This is a genomic window from Bacillus cereus group sp. BfR-BA-01311 (genome assembly GCF_022664295.1).
GTDB classification, from domain to species: Bacteria; Bacillota; Bacilli; order Bacillales; family Bacillaceae_G; genus Bacillus_A; species Bacillus_A cereus.
This window is the reverse complement of record NZ_JAKUHC010000003.1, coordinates 54,830-79,486: the sequence shown is the minus strand read 5'-3', so window position 1 is coordinate 79,486 and position 24,657 is coordinate 54,830. Positions and strand designations below refer to the sequence as shown.

Below are 24,657 nucleotides of genomic sequence, written 5' to 3'. Positions count from 1 at the left end.
ACACTCGTCCCTTTTTTAGGGAGGAGTGTTTTTTTATTTCATTTTTGCATCACACTAGGATTGGAAGGAGGATACGCAGCATGCATCATGATGAGAAGAACAAAATTGGTTTAACAGTAGCACTTTCTATCGTAGTAGGAACGATTATTGGATCTGGTGTGTTTATGAAACCAGGGAGCGTATTAGATTACTCGGGGAGTTCTAATATGGCCATTCTTGCTTGGATAATTGGTGGTCTGTTGACGCTAGCGAGTGGTTTAACAGTAGCTGAAATTGGAGCGCAAATCCCGAAAAATGGTGGGTTGTATACGTATTTAGAGGAGATTTACGGAAGTTTTTGGGGATATTTATCAGGTTGGATGCAAACAATTGTTTATGGACCTGCTATTATCGGAACATTAGGTTTATACTTTAGTTCTTTAATGATTAATTTTTTCTATTTAGATAAAGTATGGAATTTACCAATTGCAATTGGAACAGTTGTGTTCCTTGGCGTTGTAAATAGTATGGGAACAAAATACGGAGGTATCGTTCAAACAATCACGACAATTGGGAAGATGATTCCGATTGTGTTAATTGTTGTGCTAGGTTTCTGGAAAGGGAATAGTGATATCTTTAACGTAGTTGTGCCGATATCGGAAAATCAAAGTATCGGAATGGCAATTTTAGCAACGTTATTTGCTTATGACGGCTGGATTTTACTTGCTTCGATTGGTGGAGAAATGAAGAATCCAACAAAGTTATTACCGAAAGCAATGACAGTAGGGATTTTAATCGTAACGGCTGCTTACGTATTAATTAACTTGGCGTTATTAAATGTATTACCAGCAGCGAAAATTGTAGACCTTGGAGAAAATGCAACAGCGACAGCTGCAGGCATGTTACTTGGAGAATATGGCGGAAAAATTATTAGTATCGGTATTATCGTTTCCATTTTCGGCTGTTTAAATGGAAAGATTTTAACATTCCCACGTATTCCAATGTCTATGGCAGAGCGTGGACAACTTCCATTTTCTAAGTTTATTGCAAAGGAAAGTCCGAGATTTAAAACACCAGCAAATGCGATTACTGTTGAAATCATTTTAGGAATTATTTTAATGATTATTAGTGATCCAAATAAGCTATCTGAGATTTCCGTATTCATTATTTATATTTTCTACGTAATGACGTTTATTGGTGTCTTCATCTTAAGAAAACGTAATAAGAATAAAGAGCGTGCATATAGTGTACCGTTATTCCCAATCGTACCAATCGTAGCGATTTTAGGTTCGTTCTTTGTAATCGGTAGTGCGATTATTAACGATCCGGTAAGTTGTTTCTTATCAATTGGAATTGTCTTTACTGGACTGCCGGTGTATTGGTATTTAAATAAGAAGAAAGAAACAGAATGATGGAAGGGTAGGCGTATAATACGCCTACCTTTTTTACTGTAAAAAAATTATACTTGCGTCCACTTTCTATTTTGGTTACTATATTCGTAGTAACCAAAATAGAAAGCGTGGGGAAAGACTTGAATTTTCGTGTTTATATTTTAGCTATCGCGGCTTTCGTAGTCGGAACGGTTGAGTTAATTATAGGAGGAACGCTCGATTTAGTTGCCAATGATTTAGGAGTATCTATTAGCGCAGCTGGTCAGCTTATAACAATATTTTCGGTAGTATTTGCTTTGTCAGGTCCAGTTTTATTAGCTGTGACAGGGAAGTTTGAAAGAAAAACATTGTATGTTGGAGCATTATCGATTTTCTTAATCGGAAATATTATTTCAGCATTTAGTGTGAATTACGGGATGTTAATGTTCTCAAGGGTGATTTGTGCGGCGAGTGGTTCGCTTATTATTGCACTGTCAGTAACACTTGCTTCTAGCGTTGTAGAACCGCATTTTCGTGCGCGTGCAATTGGAATCATTTTCATGGGGATTAGTGGATCACTTGTACTTGGAGTACCGCTTGGCCTTGTACTCGGAAATGCATACGGATGGCGTGCACCATTTGTACTCATTTCAATCTTAACAGTTATGGCAATCGCTTGTATTTCTCTATTTTTAACGAAAGTACCACCGACATCGGTATTATCAATAAGAGAGCAAATTGCTACGTTAAAAGATAAAAAAATCGTCAGTGCACAGTTAACGTCATTCTTATTTTTAACGGGTCATTTAACACTATATGCATATTTAACACCATTTTTAAAAGATGTTATGCATGTGGAAGCGAATTGGATTAGTGTATTTTACTTCATTTTCGGAATCGCAGCAGTAATCGGCGGCGGATTCGGTGGCTGGCTTGCTGATAAATGGGGATCGAAGAAAAGTATTATTTCTATCATTATCGTATTTGCGTGTGCAATCTTCATACTGCCATTAATGACATTCTCATTCCCGCTCTTCATCATTATGATGGGACTTTGGAGTATGCTGAGCTGGGCGATTTCGCCAGCACAACAAAATTATTTAATTGAAATTGCACCGGAATCAGCTGGTATTCAGCAAAGTTTAAATAACTCTGCACTTCACTTAGGAATTGCGCTCGGTTCAACAGTAGGTGGAGTTGTTATTGAGAAATCGTCTGTTATATATAATGCTTGGGTAGGAGGCGGCTTTATTATATTAGCACTGCTTTGCGCGATTTTCTCGATTACGAGAGGACGCTCTACTCAGTTCGTGAAAGAAGAATCTATCGTTTGATAGGTTCTTTTTTATTTGTAAAAAATTGCAGGTTTTAGTAAGAATATGGAGAATTGGTATGTAGCGAGGTGATGGGAAAATGGTGTTTAATTTCTCGATATTCGGTATAATACTTACACTATTACCGATAGTTGTAGCTGTTTTTGTATTAGGCTGGATTCGTTGCATCTATCAAAATTCAGAGAAACAAGTGGAGCAAAATGAGAAAATCATTGAGCTGTTGATGGAGATAAAGGAACAAAATAAAAAGGAGTCTAAGTGAAAAATTAGACTCCTTTTTATTACTTAATTAGTATCTTAATTTCATTAACAAACTCTTAATTTCCTCATCTTCCATAAAGAGATCGTGGTGCTTCTGGGTAATCTTTGCAAGTGCAACGTCGTGATAGAAAAATTCTGTAAAGAACTTTACGAAAGGTTGTGACATTGTTTTCATCGCTTGCCATGACTCTTGTTCTACGCCAGCAAATAAAATTTCACGATCGTCAACGATAAGTAGCAAGTAGCGCTCTAATGCATTAGGTTCTTCAGCTGGGATTAGAAAATGCATGTTTTCTAAGTCTGTTTCTACTTCTCCAACAATAAGGGATTCAATTTGAACACCTTGTTTTGCTTTTTGTTCTAGTAAAGGGAGATATTCTAAAAGAGTATCATTCCAAGCTGAAATACGGATTGATTCTTGTGCACTTTCAATGAGTTCTTTACTTTGAACTCGAATAGAAGATTGCATTTTTAAGCTCCACACACGGTCATCTGTAAATGATTTTTTTGATATATTTGTTTCCAGTTCTTTAATATTTGATTGGAATTCTGTCGTTAATTTTTCAATTGCTAGTTTTAGTGGTAATGCTGTATACAATTTTTTCTTTTCTGAAACAGAATCCATTACCATTCCTTTATCGATTAGGCGTGCTAGTACTTCATATATTTTTGCTTTTGGAACACCTGAATGCTTCACAATTGTTGTAGCATCTAATGGTTCATTGCTTGATACGACAACTTCATAAGCCTGGCTTTCATATTGTGAGAAACCGAATTTTTGTAACATAGTTCCCTCCGAACGAATGAGATTATATTTTAAGGATAATGAACTATTTGTTTTTGCACAAGTGGTAGTCCGTTTTCTAATTGTATTAAGGTGAGAATTAATTTCAATTTTTTAATTTTATCTATTATACTTAATATAGTGATTAATAAGATTTTAATTTAATGCGAAGGGGATGCTTTGGGGGAAATGTTAAGAAGTTTACGTTTAAAAATTGCGGTAGTGTTTTCAGTTCTTATTTCTATGATGTTCGTAATATTGGGTACAGCTGTGTATCAATTACAGAAAGAAAAGGAAGTGCGTTCCTTAGACGAGTATTCTCAAAATGCGATGGATCTTGTGACAGAGCAACTTACGACATTTGTTCAAAGAACGGATGAAGATATGGGGTATTACGCGAACAGTGAGATGATTCGTAATATGCTTCAAGGTGGGGTTACTCCGGAAGAGGAAGCGTTTTTAACGAAAGAGTTTGCGGAGTATAAAAAGAATCATCCTGGTATTTTAGATTTATATATTGGTACGAAAGATAAAAAAACATTAAGTGCCAATCTTGCTGAAGGTGGGCAAGTGCCAGAAGGATATGATCCAACGACAAGACCATGGTATAAAGATTCAGAGGCTGATGTAAAAAAGGTCCATTGGGGACAACCTTCTTATGAAATTGCAACAGGAAAGTTAAGTGTAGGTGTTTCTAAAGCAATTACAGCTCAAGATGGATCTGTATTAGGCGTTGTTGCGATGGATGTATCGCTTGGGACGATTCAGAAGTTGCTTCACAATATTCAATACAATAATGACGGAGAAATGTTTATTATAAATGATAAAAATATGGCTCTTGTTTATCCAGAAAAGATAGGGAAAGATGTTTCTAAAGAGCCGCTTATAAAGAGCTTAAATAAAGAGGGAACAAAATATGCGGTCACTACAATAAAAGGTGAAGATGTAGTTGTTTACAGTCAATCATTTGATACGATGAAATGGACGATAGGAATCTTTTATCCGAAAGAAACGATCGATGGGCTATTAAATAGTACGAGAAATACAGTTATTATAATGGCATGTATTAGTTTATTAGTTGGAATCGTAGCTTCCTACTTGTTCTCAAGAAGATTAGCAAGACCACTGCAACTATTAAAGAATCACGTGCAAAAAGTAGCAGAAGGCGATTTAACGCTGCGAATGAAAGTGACAAGTAAAGATGAAGTTGGAGAGTTGACGAAGCACTTTAATGATATGGTTGAACAAATGAATGAAATGGTAAGTAAAATTAAAAACAGCGTATCAACGGTGCAACAATCAACGAATAGTTTACATTATTTAACGAACGAAACAGTAGCGGCTAGTAGAGAAGTTTCAGGAGCGATGGATGATGTGAGCGGAGGAGCTTCTACTCTTGCGAATAGTGTGGATGAAGTTTCAGCTCAGCTCGAGAATATGGCGGAGTCAGTAGAACAAATGAATAGCTCCGTTGGTGAAATAAAAGGAGTGGCTGGCAAAGCGGAAGAGGCATCTAAGCAAGGATTAAATACAATGAGGAATTTAATCCGTACGAGGGGACAATCATCTTCGATTGTTGTTCATACAGAAGAAGCATCGGATAAGTTAGAACAAAGAGTTGGATCGATTCAAAATGTTGTTGAGCTTATAAAAGGTATTTCGGATCAAACAAATTTACTTGCTTTAAATGCATCGATTGAAGCTGCCCGTGCAGGTGAGCAAGGTAAGGGATTTGCGGTTGTTGCTGAAGAGGTTCGGAAATTAGCGGAACAATCAAAAGAGGCAACCGGAGAAATCACAATGATGATTGGTGATGTACAATTAGAAGTAAAAAGGGTTGTAGAAGTTGTAAGTAAATTGAAAGACATTGCAGATGTGCAAAATAAAGTGACGTCAGAGGCGGAAATGGAGTTCCGTACAATTATGTCAGTTGTAAATACGATTAGTACTTCAGTTGAAAAAATTGTAGAAGAGGTACATAACATAGGTTATGAGCAAGGGGAAATTACAGCGGTAATGCATACAATTGCTGGTACGAGTCAAGAAAGTGCAGCTGTTTCTGAAGAGGTACATGCTGCAACGGAATCACAGGTGAATCATTTAGAAAAGGTAGCTCACACGATGGAAAGTTTGACAGAACATATGAGAGATTTAGAAAGATTAGTCGAGCAGTTTAAAGTGGAAGAGTAACATATTAGTAAAATGATGAGGATTTCGGTAAAATAGACAATGGATATATAAGAAACGATTATAGGAGGAAGACTACTATGGCAATTGTTGATGTATCGATTATTCCAGTAGGAACAGGTAATCCAAGTGTTAGTGAATATGTAGCAGAAGTACAAAAGGTGCTAGAGAAAAATGCGGATCGCGTGAAGTATCAATTAACACCGATGAATACAATTATTGAAGGAGATCTTCCTGTCATTCTAGAAGTAATACAACAAATGCATGAAGTTCCATATACGAAAGGTGCACAGCGTGTTGCAACAACTATTCGTATTGATGATCGTCGTGATAAAGTAAGCACAATGGAGAAAAAATTAAACTCTGTTCGATCAAAATTATAAGAAAAAGCAGCGATCTTCGCTGCTTTTTTCATATAGGAGGTAAATAAAATGAGTGAAAAGTTTAACGAGCAGTTTGATGGTTTACTGGAGAAATATACTGAGCTGTTACTTGGAGAGAGCAATGAAGAGAGAAAAGAACAGGTACAGAAGTGGGCACTGTATTCTTACATAGCTAAGACGATGCCAGCTTTAGTAAAGCATTGGAATGAAACTTATCCAGATGCGAAAGAAGAGATGGTACAGTTAATTACAGATATTAAAAGGCTGAATGAAGAGAAGCGAAATGAGCAATAAAAAAACTTGAGGTAAATATAATCGCAAGTTTTCTGTATTAATATCCTTATATAATTTACATGGAATATAAAGGATTTTATAGGCATGTCGAATATTTTCGACATGCCTATTTTATACCTATTAAACTCCATTTTTCTAAATGTCGAAAAATATTTCAGGTATATTTATAAGCAGAAATATAGGTTTTTAAATGTTTTTATAGTATTTTATAAATTATCTAAATAATTATTTGTATCCAATAATTTTAAACAATGATATAATTTTGAAGAGGGGTAAAAAACAGATAAATTACAGTCATAGGGGTGAATTACATGGAACAATTAATGCGAAATTCGTTTCTTTTCTTATCTAAAAATAAAGCGCTAACAAAACTGGCTAAAAAGTACGGTTTACGCTTTGGTGCAGGTCGCTTCGTCGCAGGGGAGACGATTGAATTAGCGACAGCTGCCATTCAACAATTAAATAAGCAAGGTCTTTGTGTAACAATCGATTATTTAGGTGAATTCGTTGATAATGAAGCGGAAGCAAATGAAATGGCTAACCAATCGATTGAAGCGATCCGTGCAATTGGAAGAGAAGGTCTTGATTCGCAGCTTTCTTTAAAGATGACTTCTATGGGATTAGATATCTCTGATGAAATCGTAATGAACAATATGCGCCGTATTTTAGAAGCGGCGAAAGAAAATGGTGTGTTCGTTACAATTGATATGGAAGATTATACACGCTGCGGTAAAACAATTGATATCTTTAAACAATTAAAATCTGAGTACGATAATATTGGTACTGTTATTCAAGCTTACCTATATCGTACAGAAAAAGATATTGAGGATTTAAATGCTTATAAACCTAATTTACGTCTTGTAAAAGGAGCTTATAAAGAACCTGAAGAAGTGGCGTTCCCGGACAAGAAAGATGTAGATGACAATTATAAAAAGATTATTAAAATGCACTTATTAAATGGAAATTATACTGCAATTGCTTCACATGACGAAGCAATTATTGAATATACAAAAAAACTTGCTGAAGAACATAATATTCCAAGGGATCAATTTGAATTCCAAATGTTATATGGTATTCGTAATGAGCGTCAACTTGAGCTAGTAAAAGAAGGTTACAAAATGCGTGTTTACGTACCTTATGGAAACGACTGGTATGGATATTTCATGCGTCGTCTAGCAGAGCGTCCAGCAAACGTTGCGTTCGTATTAAAAGGTATGGTTAAAAAATAACCAAGGAGAAAATACTCCTTGGTTATTTTAATTGCTGAAATGCGTAATGTGCCATTTTTTTCGTATCAGGATATAGTTGCGCGCGAGTAGAAGATAATACGACGTTAATGACGCGTTTACCGTCTTTTTCATCCACTGTTACGACTGTATATTTTCCGAGTGCTGATAGACCGCTTTTACTTCCAATCGCATATGGATCGTCATATAGTTCTTCTCGTCCGTAGTTTGCGATGTTTGGAGAGCGTTCTGAAGTATGTAGAGTCGTACGTGTTGAATTCATATATTTTAAAACAACTGGATACTTTAATGCTTCTTTCGTAATAATAGCAATGTCATATGGCGATACTTTATTTCCAAGTGCATCAGCACCACTTGCGTTCTTGAAAGTCGCATGCTTTGTACCGAGTTCCTTCGCTCTAGCATTCATCATTTTCACAAATTCATTTTTTGATCCTGCAATATGTTCTGCGATGGATTCAGCTATTGGATCTGCACTAATGATAAGCATCAGTTTTAATGCCTCATCACGTTTTAACTTTTCCCCAGCACGAAGTTTAATTTTCTTACTTTGACTTTCTGTTTTAATTGCGTTTTCTGTAACTGTAATTTCTTCATCCTCTTTTACATTCTCTAGTAAAAGAAGGGTTGTCATCATTTTGGCTATACTAGCCGGATAAGAGCGTTCGTCTTCGCGTTTTCCATACAAAACTTCACCTGTGTCTGCATCGATTGTAACTCCATATTGCCCAGTAATATTAGGTTGATCAGCTCTTACAGCTTGTTGCCTTTGTGCATAAGAGAAGAAAATCATCCCTATAAATAGTGTGGCAATCATTACAATCATAACTATTGTTCGTTTCATTATAATTCCCTCATTTGTTACAAATAAATTGGGCAGAAAAAGCAGCCATTAATCATTATGCCACGTTCTCTGCCCAAAAATATAGCGTTATTTTTCGCCCATATTATGCTTTTTATATTGTTGGTTATTACCTTGGCGTCCTTTTTCAACACCGTGGTTATGCGGACCTGCGTTTCCAGTTACACTAGCTGCACTAATTCCAGCCTTTGAAGGGTTCTTCTTAAGTTTTGCCATATATATTCCTCCAGTTTCGTCAGATTATAAAAAGGGAAAGTGTATTTTAGTGAAGAAAATACATATATAGCATGGGCAAATAAAAGAAAAATATTTATTTCAGAAAATTTTATCAATAAATATATTGCGAAAATTTAAACAGTATCATATATTTATTAGTAGAGGCTCACTCATTGATTGCGACTTATGTCGAAAAATTGAATGAGCATTCATTCAAGAATAGGGGGAGAATTGGATGTTCCAAATTAAAAAGGCTGCTGTTCTAGGTTCAGGCGTAATGGGTTCGGGAATTGCGGCACACTTAGCTAATATTGGTATTCCGACATTATTGCTTGATATTGTACCACCTGCGCTTACGAAAGAAGAAGAAGCGAAGGGACTTACATTAGAACATAAAAGTGTGAGAAATCGTTTTAGTAATATGGCTGTGCAAAAACTATTAAAGCAAAAACCAGCTCCTCTGACAGTGAAAGGAAATTTAGCACTGATTGAAGCAGGTAATTTAGAAGATGACCTTGAGCGTCTAGCTGATGTAGATTGGATTATTGAAGTAGTAGTTGAAAACTTAGATATTAAAAAGAAACTATTTGAAAAAGTAGATGCGGTTCGTAAACCGGGTTCTATCGTAAGCTCGAATACGTCAGGTATTTCAGTTGAAAAAATGGCAGAAGGTCGTTCAGACGACTTCCAGAAACACTTCTTAGGCACACACTTTTTTAACCCACCACGATATTTAAAACTTCTAGAGGTAATACCGACGAAAGAAACAGATCCACAAGTATTAAGCTTCATGAAACTATTTGGCGAAGACGTTCTTGGAAAAGGCGTTGTTATCGCAAAAGATACACCAAACTTTATTGGAAACCGCATCGGTACGTACGGTTTACTTGTTACTCTTCAAGAGATGGTAAAACGCGGCTATAGCATTGGGGAAGTTGATTCTGTAACAGGCCCACTTATTGGTCGTCCGAAGAGCGCAACGTTCCGCACATTAGATGTTGTCGGTTTAGATACATTCGTACACGTTGCAAATAACGTATATGAAAATGTGCAAGAAGAAGAGCGTGATGTATTTAAAGTACCAGCTTTCATGCATGACATGCTGGAGAAAAAATGGCTTGGAAGTAAAACGGGTCAAGGCTTCTTCTTAAAACAAGGAAAAGAAATTTTAGAATTAAATCCTGAAACGATGGAATACGAAGCGCGTAAAAAATTAAAAGCTGTATCCGTAGAGTTAAGTAAACAAGAAAAAGGATTAGCGAATAAATTGAAAGCGCTTGTATACGCAAAAGACCGTGCAGGAGAGTTATTATGGAACATCATTACACCAACTCTTTTATACTCTGCAAAACTTCATAAAGAAATTGCTGACGATATCGTTGCAATTGACCAAGCGATGAAGTGGGGCTTTGGATGGGAGCAAGGGCCATTTGAAGTGTGGGATGCAATCGGCGTTGAAAAATCTGTTCAAAAGATGGAAGAAAACGGCGTAGTTGTTCCTACTTGGGTGAAAGAAATGTTAGAGAAAGGTTTCACTACTTTCTATAAACATGATAACGGCGATAGCTACTATTACGATAATGGCGAATATAAGCTAATCGAGCGTAATAAAAAAGCAATTTCTCTTAAGCAATTAAAAGCGAAAAATGGTGTATTAAAGAAAAATAGCGGAGCGAGCTTAATTGATTTAGGCGACGGCATCCTTTGTTTAGAGTTCCATTCGAAGAGCAATGCAATCGGTATGGATATTACGCAAATGATTAACTACGCTGTTGATGAAGTAGAAAAGAATTATAAAGGTCTTGTTATCGGTAACCAATCGAAGAACTTCTGCGTTGGTGCGAACCTAGCAATGATCTTAATGGAAGCACAAGACGACAACTACTTTGAAATTGAGTTAGTTGTGAAAAACTTCCAAGATGCAATGACGAAAATTAAGTACTCTTCTAAGCCAGTTGTAGCAGCACCATATGGTATGACGCTTGGCGGAGGTACAGAAGTTTGCTTACCAGCAGCGAGCATTCAAGCTTCTAGTGAAACGTATATGGGCTTAGTAGAAGTTGGTGTTGGCTTAATCCCTGGCGGAGGCGGTAATAAAGAGCTATACATTAAACACTTAAACAAAATGGCAAACGGTGTAGAGTTTGATCTGCAAAAAGTTGCAAATAAAGTGTTCGAAACAGTCGCAATGGCGAAAGTTTCAACTTCAGGACAAGAAGCAGTTTCTCATAACTTCTTAGGTGATAAAGATGGTATTAGTGTGAATGGTGATCACTTACTATACGATGCGAAACAGAAAGCACTTGCTTTATATGAAGCTGGTTACAAAGCGCCAATCCGCAAAAAGATACCAGTTGTTGGGGAAACAGGATATGCAACTCTTGCACTTGGTGCAGAAGCAATGCATTTATCTGGTTACATTTCAGAGTATGACCTTCACATTGCGAAGAAACTTGCATATGTCATTGCGGGCGGAAAAGTACCGTACGGAACAGAAGTTGATGAGCAATATTTATTAGATGTAGAACGTGAAGCATTTATTAGCTTAGTAAGTGAGATGAAATCACAAGCAAGAATGCAGCACATGCTTGTAAAAGGAAAGCCATTACGTAACTAATAACGAGGGGAGATATCGTTCATGAGAGAAGCTGTCATTGTTGCGGGAGCAAGAACACCAATTGGAAAAGCAAAGAGGGGTTCATTAAAAACAGTTCGTCCTGACGATCTAGGGGCGTTAGTAGTAAAGGAAACGTTAAAACGTGCGAATTATGAAGGACCAATCGATGATTTAATTTTTGGTTGTGCGATGCCAGAAGCAGAGCAAGGTTTAAATATGGCTCGTAACATCGGTGGATTAGCAGGACTTTCTTACGATGTTCCAGCTATTACAATTAACCGTTACTGTTCTTCTGGTTTACAAAGTATCGCTTACGGAGCAGAGCGCATTATGCTTGGTCACTCGGAAGCGGTATTATCAGGCGGAGCGGAATCAATGAGTTTAGTTCCAATGATGGGACACGTTGTTCGTCCGAATAGTCGCCTTGTAGAAGCGGCTCCGGAATATTATATGGGTATGGGACATACAGCAGAGCAAGTTGCTGTGAAATATGGAATTTCTCGTGAAGAGCAAGATGCATTTGCAGTAAGAAGTCATCAACGTGCTGCAAAAGCATTAGCTGCAGGAAACTTTGCTGATGAAACAGTATCTGTAGATGTAACGTTACGTACTGTTGGATCAAACAATAAACTGCAAGAAGAAACAATCACTTTCGCACAAGACGAAGGTGTAAGAGCAGAGACGACGCTAGACATTTTAGGTAAATTACGTCCAGCATTTAACGTTCGCGGTTCTGTAACAGCTGGTAACTCTTCACAAATGAGTGATGGTGCAGCATCTGTACTATTAATGGATCGTGAAAAAGCAGTGAGCGATGGCATGAAGCCACTTGCGAAATTCCGTTCATTTGCAGTAGCTGGCGTACCACCAGAAGTAATGGGAATCGGCCCAATCGCTGCAATTCCAAAAGCGCTAAAACTAGCTGGCTTAGAGCTATCTGATATTGGCTTATTCGAACTAAATGAAGCATTCGCTTCTCAATCGATCCAAGTTATTCGTGAACTTGGTTTAGATGAAGAAAAAGTAAACGTAAACGGTGGTGCAATCGCACTTGGACATCCACTTGGCTGTACAGGAGCAAAACTAACACTATCTCTTATTCACGAAATGAAACGTCGCAACGAACAATTCGGTATCGTAACAATGTGTATCGGCGGCGGAATGGGAGCAGCGGGAGTATTTGAATTACTATAAAAAGTGGAAGCGGCTCGTTCAGAATGTGAGGGGGATGGAGCTTCAGACGTAGAGGCGTTCTTTGCCTCGCAGGAAGAAGCGAAGCCACCAAACATTCTAGCCGCTGGAACTGGATTATAAAAAAGTGCAGGTGGCTCGTTTAGAACAAGAGGGCGTTGGAAGCCCTGACGAAGAGGCGCTTTTTGCCTCACAGGAAGGGGTGAAACGACCGACTGTTCTAGCCACGGGAACTGGATTATAAAAAAAGTGGAAGCGGCTTGCTCAGAATGAGAGGGGGATGGAGCTTCAGACGTAGAGGCGTTCTTTGCCTCGCAGGAAGAAGCGAAGCCACCAAACATTCTAGCCAAAAAAAGAATGGAAGCAACAAAGGTTTATAAAAAAAGGGAGAGCCAGCTTCTTTCAAAAAGAGAGAAGCGGCTCATGAAAATATGAAGGAGGAAATTTTCATGGAAAAAACAGTAGGAAATGCGGTTAAAGGCGGTAGCTTTTTAGTAGATGAGATTACGATTGATCAAGTGTTTACGCCAGAAGATTTTTCATCTGAGCATAAAATGATTGCAAAAACGACAGAGGACTTTATCGTAAATGAAGTTCTTCCAGAGCTTGAATATTTAGAGCAACATGAATTTGATCGTTCAGTTCGTCTTTTAAAAGAAGCTGGGGAACTTGGTTTATTAGGCGCTGACGTACCAGAAGAGTACGGCGGAATTGGTCTTGATAAAGTAAGTTCAGCGTTAATCGCAGAGAAATTCTCTCGCGCTGGTGGCTTTGCAATTACTCACGGTGCTCACGTAGGTATCGGATCTTTACCAATCGTATTATTCGGTAACGAAGAGCAAAAGAAAAAGTATTTACCATTACTTGCAACTGGTGAAAAATTAGCTGCATACGCATTAACAGAGCCAGGTTCAGGATCTGACGCATTAGGTGCAAAAACAACTGCACGTTTAAATGCAGAAGGTACACATTACGTATTAAATGGTGAAAAACAGTGGATTACAAACTCTGCATTCGCTGACGTATTCGTTGTATATGCAAAAATCGATGGAGAGCACTTCTCAGCATTTATCGTAGAGAAAGACTACGCTGGCGTATCTACAAGCCCAGAAGAAAAGAAAATGGGTATTAAATGTTCTTCAACTCGTACGTTAATTTTAGAAGATGCGTTAGTACCGAAAGAAAACTTACTTGGTGAAATCGGTAAAGGTCATATTATCGCATTCAATATTTTAAATATCGGTCGTTATAAATTAGGTGTTGGTACAGTTGGATCTGCGAAACGTGCAGTAGAAATTTCAGCACAATATGCAAACCAACGTCAACAGTTCAAACAACCAATCGCTCGCTTCCCATTAATTCAAGAGAAACTTGCGAATATGGCAGCAAAAACATATGCAGCTGAAAGCTCTGTATATCGTACAGTAGGTTTATTCGAAAGCCGCATGAGCACATTATCTGAAGAAGAAGTAAAAGACGGTAAAGCAGTAGCAGCTTCTATCGCTGAATATGCAATCGAGTGCTCTTTAAACAAAGTATTCGGTTCTGAAGTATTAGACTATACAGTAGATGAAGGTGTTCAAATTCACGGTGGTTACGGATTTATGGCAGAGTACGAGATTGAAAGAATGTACCGTGATTCTCGTATTAACCGTATTTTCGAAGGAACGAACGAAATTAACCGCCTAATCGTACCAGGTACGTTCTTACGTAAAGCGATGAAAGGTGAATTACCACTTCTTCAAAAAGCACAAAAATTACAAGAAGAGTTAATGATGATGATGCCAGAAGAAGTAGGCGATGAGCCATTAGCACTTCAAAAGTATTTAGTAACTAATGCGAAGAAAATCGGCTTAATGGTAGCTGGATTAGCGGCTCAAAAATACGGTAAAGCATTAGATAAAGAGCAAGAAATTCTTGTGAATATCGCTGACATCGTAAGCAATCTATACGCAATGGAATCAGCTGTTCTTCGTACAGAAAAAGCGATCAAAACAACTGGTCTTGAAAAGAATAAACAAAAAGTGTTATACACTGAAGTATTCTGCCAAGAAGCATTTAACGAAATCGAAGCAGATGCGAAAGAAACACTTATCGCAGTTGAAAACGGCGACATGCTGCGCATGATGTTATCATCATTACGTAAATTAACTCGCCACACACCACTTAACGTAATTCCGAAGAAACGTGAAATCGCTGCGAAAATTTTAGAAGATGAGCGTTACACAGTTTAATATCTTTAAAGAACAGTAGTCGTTTATACGGCTACTGTTCTTTTTTTTGAAAAAAAGAAATTTTTAGTGACATAAAACTAATACCATTAGTATAATAAAACTAATGGTATTAGTTTTCGTGAAAAGGGAGATGGGACTATGAGGATGATACATGAAAAAACGGTATATCAATTGTCATTTTTGCCAAGAGCGTTTCCTGTGAATTGTTACTTTGTGGAGGAAGAAGCTGGTTTAACTTTAATTGATGCGGCTTTGCCATATAGCGCAAAAGGTATTTTACAGGCGGCTGAGAAAATAGGAAAACCAATTACTAAAATTGTACTAACACATGCGCATGATGATCACATTGGTGCATTAGATGCATTAAAGGAAGTACTTCCTCATGTTCCAGTCTATATTTCTAAGCGGGACGCAAAGCTGTTAGAAGGAGATACGACGTTACAAAAGGATGAACCGAATATACCGATAAAAGGCGGTGTACCTAAAAAATTAAAAACGGTACCTGATGTTTTATTGGAAGATGGCGACCGAGTTGGATCGCTTCTTGCGATTATGACACCGGGACATACGCCGGGCTCCATGTCGTTTCTTGATGTAAGAAATAAAGCTCTTATTGTTGGGGATGCATTCCAAACAAGAGGAGGTATGGCCGTTTCGGGACAAATAAAATTTTGGTTTCCGTTTCCGGCGATGGCAACGTGGAGCAAAGAAATATCATTACAAAGTGCACAGAAGCTAAGCGAATATGAGCCTTCCTTGCTTGCGGCAGGACATGGAAAAATGATAAACGATCCAGTGGTTTTCATAGAGCTTGCTATTAAAGAAGCGAAGCGGAATATAGAAAGTAGAAAAGAGGGTTATTGATGTCGCCGAGAATCGGACTTACATTACAAAAAATTGTAGAAACAGCAGCAGAAATTGCAGATGCAAATGGAGTACAAGAAGTAACGTTAGCTTCATTAGCGCAAACGTTAGGGGTACGTTCGCCCTCACTATATAATCATGTAAAAGGGTTACAAGATGTACGGAAAAATCTTGGCATTTACGGAATCAAAAAGCTGCATAACAGACTGGAAGAAGCTGCCGAGGATAAACGGATGGATGAAGCAATTCATGCTTTAGGAGAAGCGTATGTAGCATTTGTCCGAAAACATCCTGGACTATATGAAGCAACTTTTTTACGAGATGAAGAAGTAAGAAAAGCAGGTGACGGAATTGTAAAGCTTTGTCTTCAGGTTTTACAACAGTATGGCTTAGAAGGAGAGAATGCACTTCATGCGACACGCGGATTCAGAAGTATTTGTCATGGATTTGCTTCGATTGAACAGCAAGGCGGATTTGGTTTGCCGTTAGATCTGGATATAAGTTTACATGTATTATTGGAAACGTTTATTAAAGGATTACGTGAATAAGAAGCGAGGCAAACAAAAACCTTAGAAGTGATTCTAAGGTTTTTTAGTGCATATAATTCGAAAAGAGCGGTAGGCTTTTTCTCATTACATGATATTATTTAGCAGGTTTGAAAAATGTGTATATGGCTACGGAAAGGCAAACGAAAATAAATGCAATAGGATCTTGATATGGATTAGGCTCAGAGCCCTTCTGGATTTCTGTAAGGAAGTCATGTGTTTTCATGTTCATTGCTCCTTTAACTAATAAGTTTTATATGATGCGAGGGTTATAGTGGATAGGAAGTATTTTTTGAAATTTCATATAATAATTATTGCATAGCAATTCTATTCCTAAAACTATAAAATATAAAGTTTTCATAATATGTAAAATTGCATATTATTCTTTTTGAAAAAATTGTTATATTATCTATATATTTGTATTAAAGGATTTTTGTTAAGGTAATGAAAACAAATGGAGGAATAGTATGAGAAAAACAGTATTAGACGCGTATAATGCAGAAAGAGAAGTAGATAACATAACATATAAAAATCTAGTTGTAACGATTGCAAGCATTCTAGGGTTCTCACTCTTAGGGGGATTATTCCTTGCTTTAGCCCTTGGAATTTTTGGAGAAGAGGTATTACGTGCTAATTTAGAGGGATATTATTTACTTCTATTTGATGCAGCTGTTGTTACTATTGTTTTATTTGCTTATAAACCAGTGCTTCATTTTATTAAGAACATATGGGATGTATCTGTTTTAAAAAATTGGAAAACCTACTTGTATTTATTAATAGGTTTTATCATCATTGCATTAACTCAGTATGTAATGTTAGAGTTGTTTAGCTTTGAAAGTGCAGGGCAGCAGCGAGATCAATTAGGGAGCTTAGGACTTCAAAATAGTCTACAAAGTATTATATATGTGTTAAGTGTTGCTATAATTACACCAATTAAAGAAGAAATTTTATATAGAGGTATTTTGTATCGATTTTTTGAAAAGAAATATAGTTTTCTAGTTGGTATCATTATTTCTTCCTTCATCTTTGGGATTCTTCATGGTGGTTTTCCGGTTACGGCAATGATTATGGGGATTGTATTTGCTATGTTATACAAAAAGACGCAATCTATTATACCTAGTATTATTTTACACATTATATGGAACTTACTTGTGAGTATAAGTATGATTGTATCTCTATAAAAATAAATACATAACCAGTATAAAAGATGAATGGCTTAGCTATTCATCTTTTATTTTTTTTATATGTGGGAAAAGTTGATGAATACAATCCAAAAAGAACCAAATACTAATGATGAATGAACAAAGAAAGGCGGGTATGTTATATGCAAAACTTAACAGAGCTTGAAGTAGAAAACTTACGTCATTTAATTGGTGGACACGCAACAATTATTAACAAGTTGGAGCAGTATGCACAGACGTGTACAGATCCACAACTGAAACAAATGCTACAAAAAGATGCGCAAGATGCACGAAATACGAAACAGCAATTAATGACTTTCCTAGGATAGGAGGAAGCGGAAAATGAATGAAAAAGATATGGTAAATGATTATTTAGCAGGATTAAATGCAAGTTTAACAAGCTATGCAAATTATATTGCTCAGTCTGATAATGAACAGTTACATCAAACGTTAATTCAAATTCGTAATCAAGACGAGGCGCGCCAACGTAATATGTATGAGTACGCAAAGCAAAAGAGTTATTACAAACCGGCAGCACCTGCTAATCCAATGATTGTACAGCAATTAAAAAGTCAATTAAGTGCGGAATAACAGGAAAAAGAAAACGAGCGAATTTATTCGCTCGTTTTCTTTTTGTATATGTCAATAAATACATAATAAATATTTTTCCAGTTGTAACAAATATGACGAAAATGGAATATGACAATTCACAAAAAGGACAAAAACTTTGTTCAACATTTCACAAAGTATCCATGGTTTCTATCGTGGGAACCTCTATAATTAAGAATGTAAAGAACAAAAGAAATAGATTATATGATCAATTAGGAGAGATTGCTATGAAAAGACATACAAGAAAAATTGCAATTATCGGTACTGGATTAGTTGGATCAAGTTGTGCGTATTCCATTGTAAATCAAGGGATTTGCGAAGAGCTATTATTAATTGATATAAATCATGAACGTGCAGTTGGGGAAGCAATGGATTTATCACATTGCATTAACTTTACAAATACAAGAACAAAAGTATATGCAGGAAGCTATGAAGACTGCAAAGATATGGACATTGTCATTATTACAGCAGGTCCAGCACCAAAACCAGGGCAAAGTCGCTTAGATACTTTAGGAGCGAGTGCGAAGATTATGGAAAGTGTTGTTGGTGGCGTAATGGAAAGTGGATTTGATGGTATTTTCTTACTTGCATCGAACCCAGTTGATATTATTACATATCAAGTTTGGAAATTATCTGGATTACCTAGAAATCGCGTAATCGGTACTGGTACATCACTAGATTCTTCTCGCTTAAGAACAATTTTATCTGAAATGTTACATGTAGACCCTCGTAGTATTCATGGGTATTCATTAGGAGAACATGGTGATTCTCAAATGGTTGCGTGGTCTCACGTAACTGTTGGTGGAAAGCCAATTCTGCAAATTTTAGAAGAACAAAAAGAACGATTTGGTGAAATAGATTTAGATGGAATCGTTGAGAAGACTGCAAAAGCCGGCTGGGAAATTTATAAACGTAAAGGAACTACTTATTACGGAATCGGAAATTCTCTAGCATATATTGCGAGTTCAATCTTTAACGATGATCACCGTGTCATTGCTGTATCAGCCATTTTAGATGGTGAGTACGGTGAATATGATATTTGCACAGGAGTACCAGCTATTATTACTAGAGACGGTATAAGAGAAGTTGTAGAACTCAATTTAACAGAGGATGAAGAATCTCGATTCGCAAAATCAAACGATATTTTACGTGATTATATGAAAACAATTGGTTACTAACTTATAGGAGAAGGTGAAACAAATGAAGGAATATATAATGTCTCGTGTATTTAAAGCATCTGCTGGAATCGCACAAGGTATTTTCGTATCCCTCGGAATTGGTTTACTGATCGAAAATATAGGAAGAATTGTTGATATACCATTACTTATTACAATCGGAGTTGTTGCAAAATCACTAATGGCACCGGCAATTGGTGCTGGAATTGCTTTTATGCTCGGTGCAAACGGTCTTGTAATCTTCTCGGCGATGGTAGCCGGAGCGATTGGTGCCGGATCCATTTCGATTACTGAAGCTGGTCTAATTATTAAAACAGGTGAGCCAATCGGTGCATTATTAACAGCAACTTTAGCTGTATATATTGGTAAACGTTTAAGCGGAAAAACTGCTTTAGATATGATGCTCGTTCCATTTGCGGCCATATTAGGTTCTGGTTTAGTAGGCATTTGGTTATCTCATAATATTACTCCTGTTTTAAATGCAGTTGGAGCGTTTATTAAAGATAGCTCAGCTGGTAGCCCATTCATCGCTTCTATCGTCATTGCAGTAGTTTGGGGACTATTACTTATCTCTCCAGCTTCATCAGCTGCGTTAGCAATTGCACTTAGCTTAGACGGTGTTGCAGGTGGTGCTGCTCTTGCTGGATGCGTTGCTCAGTTTATCGGATTCTCTGTCATCTCAGCAAAAGAAAACAATTTAGGTGGCATATTAGCTCAAGCACTTTGTACTCCGAAAGTACAGTTACCAAATATCACTAAAAATCCAATGATTCTCGTCCCAACTGTCGTCGCCAGTGCTATAGTCGGTCCAGTATCAGCATTAATTTTCCAACTGGAAGCAGGAAAGGAAATTGCAGGTCTTGGATTAAGTTCTCTTATCGCACCAATTAATTTAATTTCCAGCCAAGGATGGGAAGTTCTCCCGGCGATGGTAATTACTTATATCGTCATTCCAGTAGCTGTTTCTTATATACTTTACATTGCTCTTAAAAAAGCAGGTCGTATTCATTCTGGTGATATGACTGTACCGCAATCTTAAATTGAAAATCTCCTTAATAATAGATAAAAGCAGACTGAAGCCACAGTCTGCTTTTTTGTCATGCTACATTCTATGATTTTGTTTTACTGGAACTTTTATTGGTTCTTTTGCTAATAAGAGCTGAACTCCGAAGTATAGTATGCTTGCAAGTGTCATTCCAGAAACGGCATCTAAAAAGGCATGCTGCTTCGTAAATAGCGTTGATAAAATAATAAGTGTACCGAAGAAAGTAAGGATGTAATATTCAAAAGCATGTTGTTCTCTACGCTTAAAGGCAGCTAACATAATTACAAATGTAGTAAGAACGTGAATGCTAGGGAAACAGTTTACCGGTTGATCGATACTATAAATATAGCGAACTAGTTCAGAAAATACATCTGTTCCAACGACAGTCGGACGCGGTACAGTTGTTTGCCAAAAATAATAAATAGAAAAACAAGCAAGCTTTCCAAAAATAACACTACTTAAAGTGACATAATATTGCTTTCGGTCAGCGAAGCAGTAATAAATAAGTGCGCCGTATAAGTATGGAAACCAAAGTAAATAAGGAATAATAAATGCTTTTACAAATGGAATCCAATCATCTACTACAGTTGTAACGTCTACTGCGTGAACAGTCGATTTATTTAATACGTCGTAAAGGGGACTTACGAGTACGAGTAGAAGTATATAACTTAACGGAAGAAAAGATGAAAGTTTAAATTTCTTCATGTTGATCTCCTATGTTTAGTAATGTAAGTAAATTCAATTGATTATAATATAGAAACGTGAATTGGGCTATCGATTTTACTTACATTTTCTTGAATTAACCTTACGTTTTTGTCACTTGACTAAAAAGAAGGGGAGGGTGCTAAATGAAGCGTTTATCGTATTTCTTATTTTTTATATTGATATGCCTAGTCGGTGCTGGGTGTGCAAAGGATAAAGAAGGAGAGAAATTAGAATATAACGGAAGAGCACTCGTAATTGGAGTTGTTGGAGAAAAACCGAAAGATACGTTTAGGAATATAAAGTTTGAGGAAATGAAGTTAGAGGAACTGGAAAAGAAATCTAAGGAAGTAGATGGTTTTCTAATAATGAAAGATCACTTTCAAAAAGCCTCAACAGAGCAATATAAAAATGTATTTTCATCACTAAAGAAACCAGTGTTTTTTATCGGTTTACAAGATAAATCATATTCGATTTTTATTACAAAAGGGATAGAGTATAACAGTGCCCGAAAAGATGTAAATGCTATGTATACGCAAGGGTTTGCGAATATCGGAAGTGGTGAAGGACAACAATGGGCAATTGGTTTATCGAATGGTGGAAATACAGAAGAAAGTATTCATAATATGTATATCGTCGTATTTCAAACAATTGCAGATTATTTAAATAGATAATGAAGGAGCCTACAAAAGAGGCTTCTTATTTTTTTAATCAAACGTTTGTTTAAGCTGTATGTTCGGTAGGAAGAAACCGATGTAACTCAAGGCTTAACAAAGAAAAATAGAGAATTAATCAAACGTTTGTTTAAGCTGTATGTTCGGTAGAAAGAAACTCCTGTAGTTCAAAGGTTAAGAAAGAAAATGGAGAATTAATCAAACGCTTGTTTAAGATATATGTTTGGTGCAGAATCTAAAAAATTTATATATTTATTTTTTTCTTAACAAATGGCGGAAAAATAAGAAAAATTCGCAGGATTATTAAAAATTATCACGAAATAAGTAAAAGTTTAGCGAATAATGGTTTGAAATAATAAAACGTTTTCTATATGATAAAGGTAAAGGTTAGTAAAAAAGTAGGTGAATTTATGACAGTAACATTTTATTCATATCCAAAGTGTGGCACATGTCAAAAGGCAAAGAAATGGTTTGAGGCAAACGATGTAGCATATGAGATGATTCATATTGTTGAAAATCCACCATCAAAAGAAGATTTACGTAATTTACATGAAAAAAGTGAATTACCATTAAAAAAATTCTTTAATACAAGTGGAATGCGTTACCGTGAACTTGGTCTAAAAGATAAGTTGAAAGATGCAAGCGAAGACGAAATGTATGAGCTTTTAGCATCTGATGGCATGTTGATTAAACGTCCAATTGTAACAGATGGAACGAATGTAACACTTGGTTTTAACGAAGAGCAGTTTGAAAGTGTGTGGAAAAAGTACCAATAAGGTATTTTTACATAATTAATACATTCACTGGAGGTACAGTCATGAGCATTCCAAATAATTTACGTTACTCTGAAGAACACGAATGGGTAAAAACTGAAGGTAATGAAGTTGTTATCGGTATCACTCACTTTGCACAAGGTGAGCTAGGCGATATCGTATTCGTTGAACTTCCTGAAGTAGGTGCAACAATCGAAGCTAACGAGCCATTCGGAAGCGTAGAATCTGTTAAAACAGTTTCTGAGTTATACGCACCTGTAAGCGGTAAAGTTGTAGCAGTAAACGAAGAATTAAGTGACCAACCAGAACTTGTTAACGAATCTCCATACGAGGGTGCATGGATGGTTAAAGTTGAACTTTCTGATGCAAGCCAAGTTGAGAAGTTATTAACTGCAGAAAGATATGCAGAAATGACAAACCAAGACTAATTATAGTCGACTAAAGGACAGCCTTTGTGCTGTCCTTTTTTATTTTTTGTGAAATAATGAAATTCAAGTTATATGTAAATAAATAAGCTATTATGAGAAAAACTGTTTTGTGGTAAGGTTTCATAAGTCTTCACAATCTAAACGAGCCGCTTGCGCTTTTCTTTTGCAAAAATAAACAGGAAACAACATGAAAATAACGAATATACTATATACTAAGTTCAAGGTTGTATAGTATATGGTGATCGGGTGATGACATATGATTTATGTAGAAAAAGTCATTATTGTAGAAGGTACATCAGATAGAAGAAAGATTGAATCTATTATTCGTGAACCGGTGGAAATTGTTTGTACAAATGGTACAATTGGTTTGTCGAAAATGGATGAGCTCGTTGATCAGTTTTTTGATAAGGAAGTGTATGTGCTAGTGGATGCTGATGATGCTGGAGAAAAGTTAAGGAAACAATTTCGAAAAGAATTCCCGCAAGCCGAGCATATCTATATTGATCGCTCGTACCGAGAAGTGGCAACTGCGCCATCTACACACTTAGCAAATGTATTATGGGGAGCCGACATTGACGTTTATACAGAATATTTACGGTAAGGAATGATAGAAGTGATTGATTGGACAGGAGCCGAAGCTACAGCCCTAATAGAGAACGAAGAAAAAACAGTATTATATGTATATACTCCAATGTGTGGAACATGCCAATTAGCAAAAAAGATGTTAACAGTGGTTGAGATGACAATTGAAGATTTGAAAATTGGGATGTTAGATTTAAATTATGCTCCGCATTTAGCAAAAGAGTATGGGATTGAAAGTGTACCTTGTTTACTTGTTTTTGAAAATGGGACACTGATGAAGAAGATATACGCATTTCATTCGGTTGAATATTTATATACGGAATTAAAGTAGGCGGCAAAAATTTTGCCGCCTCGACATATTTCTTGGGAAATATGTCGAGATGCAGGATGGATACAGTATTTGTCGAGCGAAAATAACAGGATTGCTCTTTAGTTAGAGGGAATGGTATGTAATAGAAAGTGATATGAAGGATGTGATTTAGGGTGAGATTATATTCTTTGCTTCAATCATTTGTAAATTACGCTAATGGTCAATATCATTTAGAACCGCTTTTAAGACAAGAAGAAAAAACTGTTAATTTTCGCTTTGGAGATGAAAGTTGTTCGTTACAAATTTCAAGAGATTATATAGAGTTGGTACATGAGGAAAGAGGAACGGAACAAATCATTTGCTTAGATGAAAAGGATATAGAACAATTGGTGAATGGAAATGTACGATTGCAAATGCTAATGAATGATGGACGTGTACAATATTCGGGAACGTACCGAACGATGTTATTAGTGGAATCGATGTTTCATATATGTAAACCGATGTCAGTAGGTGCTTAAAATTCTGAAGTTTCATTTTTTGCGAAAATTTCTGTTGACATGGTGAGTGTATATTGATACAATTCAAGTCATAAAATATAGACAATTTCATAAATTTCAAATCAGACGAAAATTGAATCTGATTTCTCTTATCAAGAGAGGTGGAGGGACTGTGCCCTGTGAAGCCCGGCAACCGTCAACTTATGTTGAAATGGTGCCAATTCCTGCAAAGCAAATGCTTTGAGAGATGAGAGAGAGGGATAATGTTGTTATATACGCATAAAAACCTTTCTGCTTCTCTAAAGCAGAAAGG

The 24,657-nt window shown here is 36.6% G+C and carries 27 protein-coding genes, 1 riboswitch and 1 other annotated feature (1 of these 29 running past the window's edge); of the genes, 23 read left to right on the top strand and 4 right to left on the bottom strand.

The features are described from left to right. Positions 1–15 (top strand) — a binding site (T-box leader) (it extends 222 nt beyond the left edge of the window). 65 nt (positions 16–80) lie between these two features. The 3 genes from MR136_RS08360 (at position 81) to MR136_RS08350 (ending at position 2,945) form a co-directional block, all read left to right on the top strand. After that, positions 81–1,391, top strand: a complete 1,311-nt coding sequence (locus tag MR136_RS08360) for an APC family permease (protein WP_000546299.1) — start codon at positions 81–83, stop codon at positions 1,389–1,391. A 107-nt stretch (positions 1,392–1,498) separates the two neighbouring features. Next, positions 1,499–2,683, top strand: a complete 1,185-nt coding sequence (locus tag MR136_RS08355; RefSeq protein WP_128809347.1) for an MFS transporter — start codon at positions 1,499–1,501, stop codon at positions 2,681–2,683. A 79-nt stretch (positions 2,684–2,762) separates the two neighbouring features. Continuing rightward, on the top strand, positions 2,763–2,945 hold the full coding sequence (locus MR136_RS08350; protein ID WP_017674523.1) for a hypothetical protein: 183 nt from the start codon (positions 2,763–2,765) through the stop codon (positions 2,943–2,945). A gap of 27 nt (positions 2,946–2,972) precedes the next feature. On the opposite strand, the gene MR136_RS08345 is transcribed toward MR136_RS08350, so the two are convergent. Continuing rightward, positions 2,973–3,731, bottom strand: coding sequence for a TrmB family transcriptional regulator (locus MR136_RS08345; RefSeq protein ID WP_000939481.1), 759 nt, complete (start codon positions 3,729–3,731; stop codon positions 2,973–2,975). A 186-nt stretch (positions 3,732–3,917) separates the two neighbouring features. On the opposite strand from MR136_RS08345, the gene MR136_RS08340 reads away from it, so the two are divergent. The 4 genes from MR136_RS08340 (at position 3,918) to MR136_RS08325 (ending at position 7,821) form a co-directional block, all read left to right on the top strand. After that, entirely contained in the window at positions 3,918–5,918 is a 2,001-nt protein-coding gene (locus MR136_RS08340) for a methyl-accepting chemotaxis protein (protein ID WP_000946359.1), read from the top strand. Between the two features lie 77 nt (positions 5,919–5,995). Beyond that, complete coding sequence (locus MR136_RS08335) at positions 5,996–6,298, top strand: MTH1187 family thiamine-binding protein (RefSeq protein WP_001018860.1); 303 nt, start codon at positions 5,996–5,998, stop codon at positions 6,296–6,298. A 48-nt stretch (positions 6,299–6,346) separates the two neighbouring features. Further along, positions 6,347–6,592 carry a YusU family protein gene (locus MR136_RS08330; RefSeq protein ID WP_001290594.1) on the top strand — a complete coding sequence of 82 codons (246 nt, stop codon included), beginning with the start codon at positions 6,347–6,349 and terminating at the stop codon, positions 6,590–6,592. A 311-nt stretch (positions 6,593–6,903) separates the two neighbouring features. Further along, on the top strand, positions 6,904–7,821 hold the full coding sequence (locus MR136_RS08325; protein WP_000436783.1) for a proline dehydrogenase family protein: 918 nt from the start codon (positions 6,904–6,906) through the stop codon (positions 7,819–7,821). A 22-nt stretch (positions 7,822–7,843) separates the two neighbouring features. Here the strand turns inward: MR136_RS08325 and MR136_RS08320 are convergent, their stop codons facing one another. Both MR136_RS08320 and MR136_RS08315 read right to left on the bottom strand, forming a co-directional pair. Then, entirely contained in the window at positions 7,844–8,683 is an 840-nt protein-coding gene (locus MR136_RS08320; protein WP_242259320.1) for a D-alanyl-D-alanine carboxypeptidase family protein, read from the bottom strand. Between the two features lie 87 nt (positions 8,684–8,770). After that, positions 8,771–8,917, bottom strand: a complete 147-nt coding sequence (locus MR136_RS08315) for a YuzL family protein (RefSeq protein ID WP_001096344.1) — start codon at positions 8,915–8,917, stop codon at positions 8,771–8,773. Positions 8,918–9,152: 235 nt separating this feature from the next. On the opposite strand from MR136_RS08315, the gene MR136_RS08310 reads away from it, so the two are divergent. The 10 genes from MR136_RS08310 to MR136_RS08265 all read left to right on the top strand — a co-directional run bounded on the left by MR136_RS08310 (position 9,153) and on the right by MR136_RS08265 (position 20,372). Then, on the top strand, positions 9,153–11,534 hold the full coding sequence (locus MR136_RS08310; RefSeq protein WP_078420916.1) for a 3-hydroxyacyl-CoA dehydrogenase/enoyl-CoA hydratase family protein: 2,382 nt from the start codon (positions 9,153–9,155) through the stop codon (positions 11,532–11,534). Positions 11,535–11,555: 21 nt separating this feature from the next. Further along, on the top strand, positions 11,556–12,728 hold the full coding sequence (locus MR136_RS08305; protein ID WP_001206345.1) for an acetyl-CoA C-acetyltransferase: 1,173 nt from the start codon (positions 11,556–11,558) through the stop codon (positions 12,726–12,728). A 446-nt stretch (positions 12,729–13,174) separates the two neighbouring features. Next, positions 13,175–14,959, top strand: a complete 1,785-nt coding sequence (locus tag MR136_RS08300) for an acyl-CoA dehydrogenase family protein (protein ID WP_000416291.1) — start codon at positions 13,175–13,177, stop codon at positions 14,957–14,959. A gap of 138 nt (positions 14,960–15,097) precedes the next feature. Then, the gene (locus MR136_RS08295; RefSeq protein WP_242259319.1) at positions 15,098–15,823 is read left to right on the top strand and encodes an MBL fold metallo-hydrolase; all 726 of its coding nucleotides are present in this window, start codon (positions 15,098–15,100) and stop codon (positions 15,821–15,823) included. Then, positions 15,823–16,371: a TetR/AcrR family transcriptional regulator gene (locus MR136_RS08290; protein WP_000074925.1), complete on the top strand. Its 549-nt coding sequence runs from the start codon at positions 15,823–15,825 to the stop codon at positions 16,369–16,371. The genes MR136_RS08295 and MR136_RS08290 overlap by 1 nt, the downstream gene beginning before the upstream one ends. 464 nt (positions 16,372–16,835) lie before the next feature. Then, complete coding sequence (locus MR136_RS08285; RefSeq protein WP_078420920.1) at positions 16,836–17,549, top strand: CPBP family intramembrane glutamic endopeptidase; 714 nt, start codon at positions 16,836–16,838, stop codon at positions 17,547–17,549. A 143-nt stretch (positions 17,550–17,692) separates the two neighbouring features. After that, entirely contained in the window at positions 17,693–17,878 is a 186-nt protein-coding gene (locus tag MR136_RS08280; protein WP_001180555.1) for a hypothetical protein, read from the top strand. 13 nt (positions 17,879–17,891) lie between these two features. After that, positions 17,892–18,140: a spore coat protein gene (locus MR136_RS08275; protein ID WP_001002981.1), complete on the top strand. Its 249-nt coding sequence runs from the start codon at positions 17,892–17,894 to the stop codon at positions 18,138–18,140. A gap of 245 nt (positions 18,141–18,385) precedes the next feature. Beyond that, positions 18,386–19,336 (top strand): L-lactate dehydrogenase, encoded by a 951-nt coding sequence (locus MR136_RS08270; protein WP_061457847.1) that lies wholly within the window; start codon positions 18,386–18,388, stop codon positions 19,334–19,336. A gap of 22 nt (positions 19,337–19,358) precedes the next feature. Further along, on the top strand, positions 19,359–20,372 hold the full coding sequence (locus tag MR136_RS08265; protein ID WP_000666172.1) for a PTS sugar transporter subunit IIC: 1,014 nt from the start codon (positions 19,359–19,361) through the stop codon (positions 20,370–20,372). A gap of 63 nt (positions 20,373–20,435) precedes the next feature. Here MR136_RS08265 and MR136_RS08260 read toward each other — a convergent pair whose 3' ends face one another. After that, positions 20,436–21,083 (bottom strand): phosphatase PAP2 family protein, encoded by a 648-nt coding sequence (locus tag MR136_RS08260; protein WP_017674516.1) that lies wholly within the window; start codon positions 21,081–21,083, stop codon positions 20,436–20,438. Between the two features lie 143 nt (positions 21,084–21,226). Between MR136_RS08260 and MR136_RS08255 the strand changes: the two genes are divergently transcribed. From MR136_RS08255 to MR136_RS08230, 6 genes are all read left to right on the top strand, one after another. After that, positions 21,227–21,754, top strand: coding sequence for a hypothetical protein (locus MR136_RS08255; protein ID WP_242259318.1), 528 nt, complete (start codon positions 21,227–21,229; stop codon positions 21,752–21,754). A gap of 410 nt (positions 21,755–22,164) precedes the next feature. Further along, entirely contained in the window at positions 22,165–22,530 is a 366-nt protein-coding gene (locus tag MR136_RS08250; RefSeq protein ID WP_000218968.1) for an arsenate reductase family protein, read from the top strand. A 41-nt stretch (positions 22,531–22,571) separates the two neighbouring features. Continuing rightward, positions 22,572–22,955: a glycine cleavage system protein GcvH gene (gene gcvH / locus MR136_RS08245; protein ID WP_098584629.1), complete on the top strand. Its 384-nt coding sequence runs from the start codon at positions 22,572–22,574 to the stop codon at positions 22,953–22,955. A gap of 256 nt (positions 22,956–23,211) precedes the next feature. After that, a complete protein-coding gene (locus tag MR136_RS08240) occupies positions 23,212–23,556 on the top strand; it encodes a toprim domain-containing protein (protein ID WP_000640870.1) in 345 nt (114 codons plus the stop codon). Positions 23,557–23,559: 3 nt separating this feature from the next. Beyond that, the gene (locus tag MR136_RS08235; protein WP_002008881.1) at positions 23,560–23,868 is read left to right on the top strand and encodes a thioredoxin family protein; all 309 of its coding nucleotides are present in this window, start codon (positions 23,560–23,562) and stop codon (positions 23,866–23,868) included. Positions 23,869–24,020: 152 nt separating this feature from the next. Continuing rightward, positions 24,021–24,365 (top strand): hypothetical protein, encoded by a 345-nt coding sequence (locus tag MR136_RS08230; RefSeq protein WP_001242139.1) that lies wholly within the window; start codon positions 24,021–24,023, stop codon positions 24,363–24,365. 125 nt (positions 24,366–24,490) lie between these two features. Next, positions 24,491–24,598, top strand: a riboswitch (SAM riboswitch). Positions 24,599–24,657: the final 59 nt, after the last annotated feature.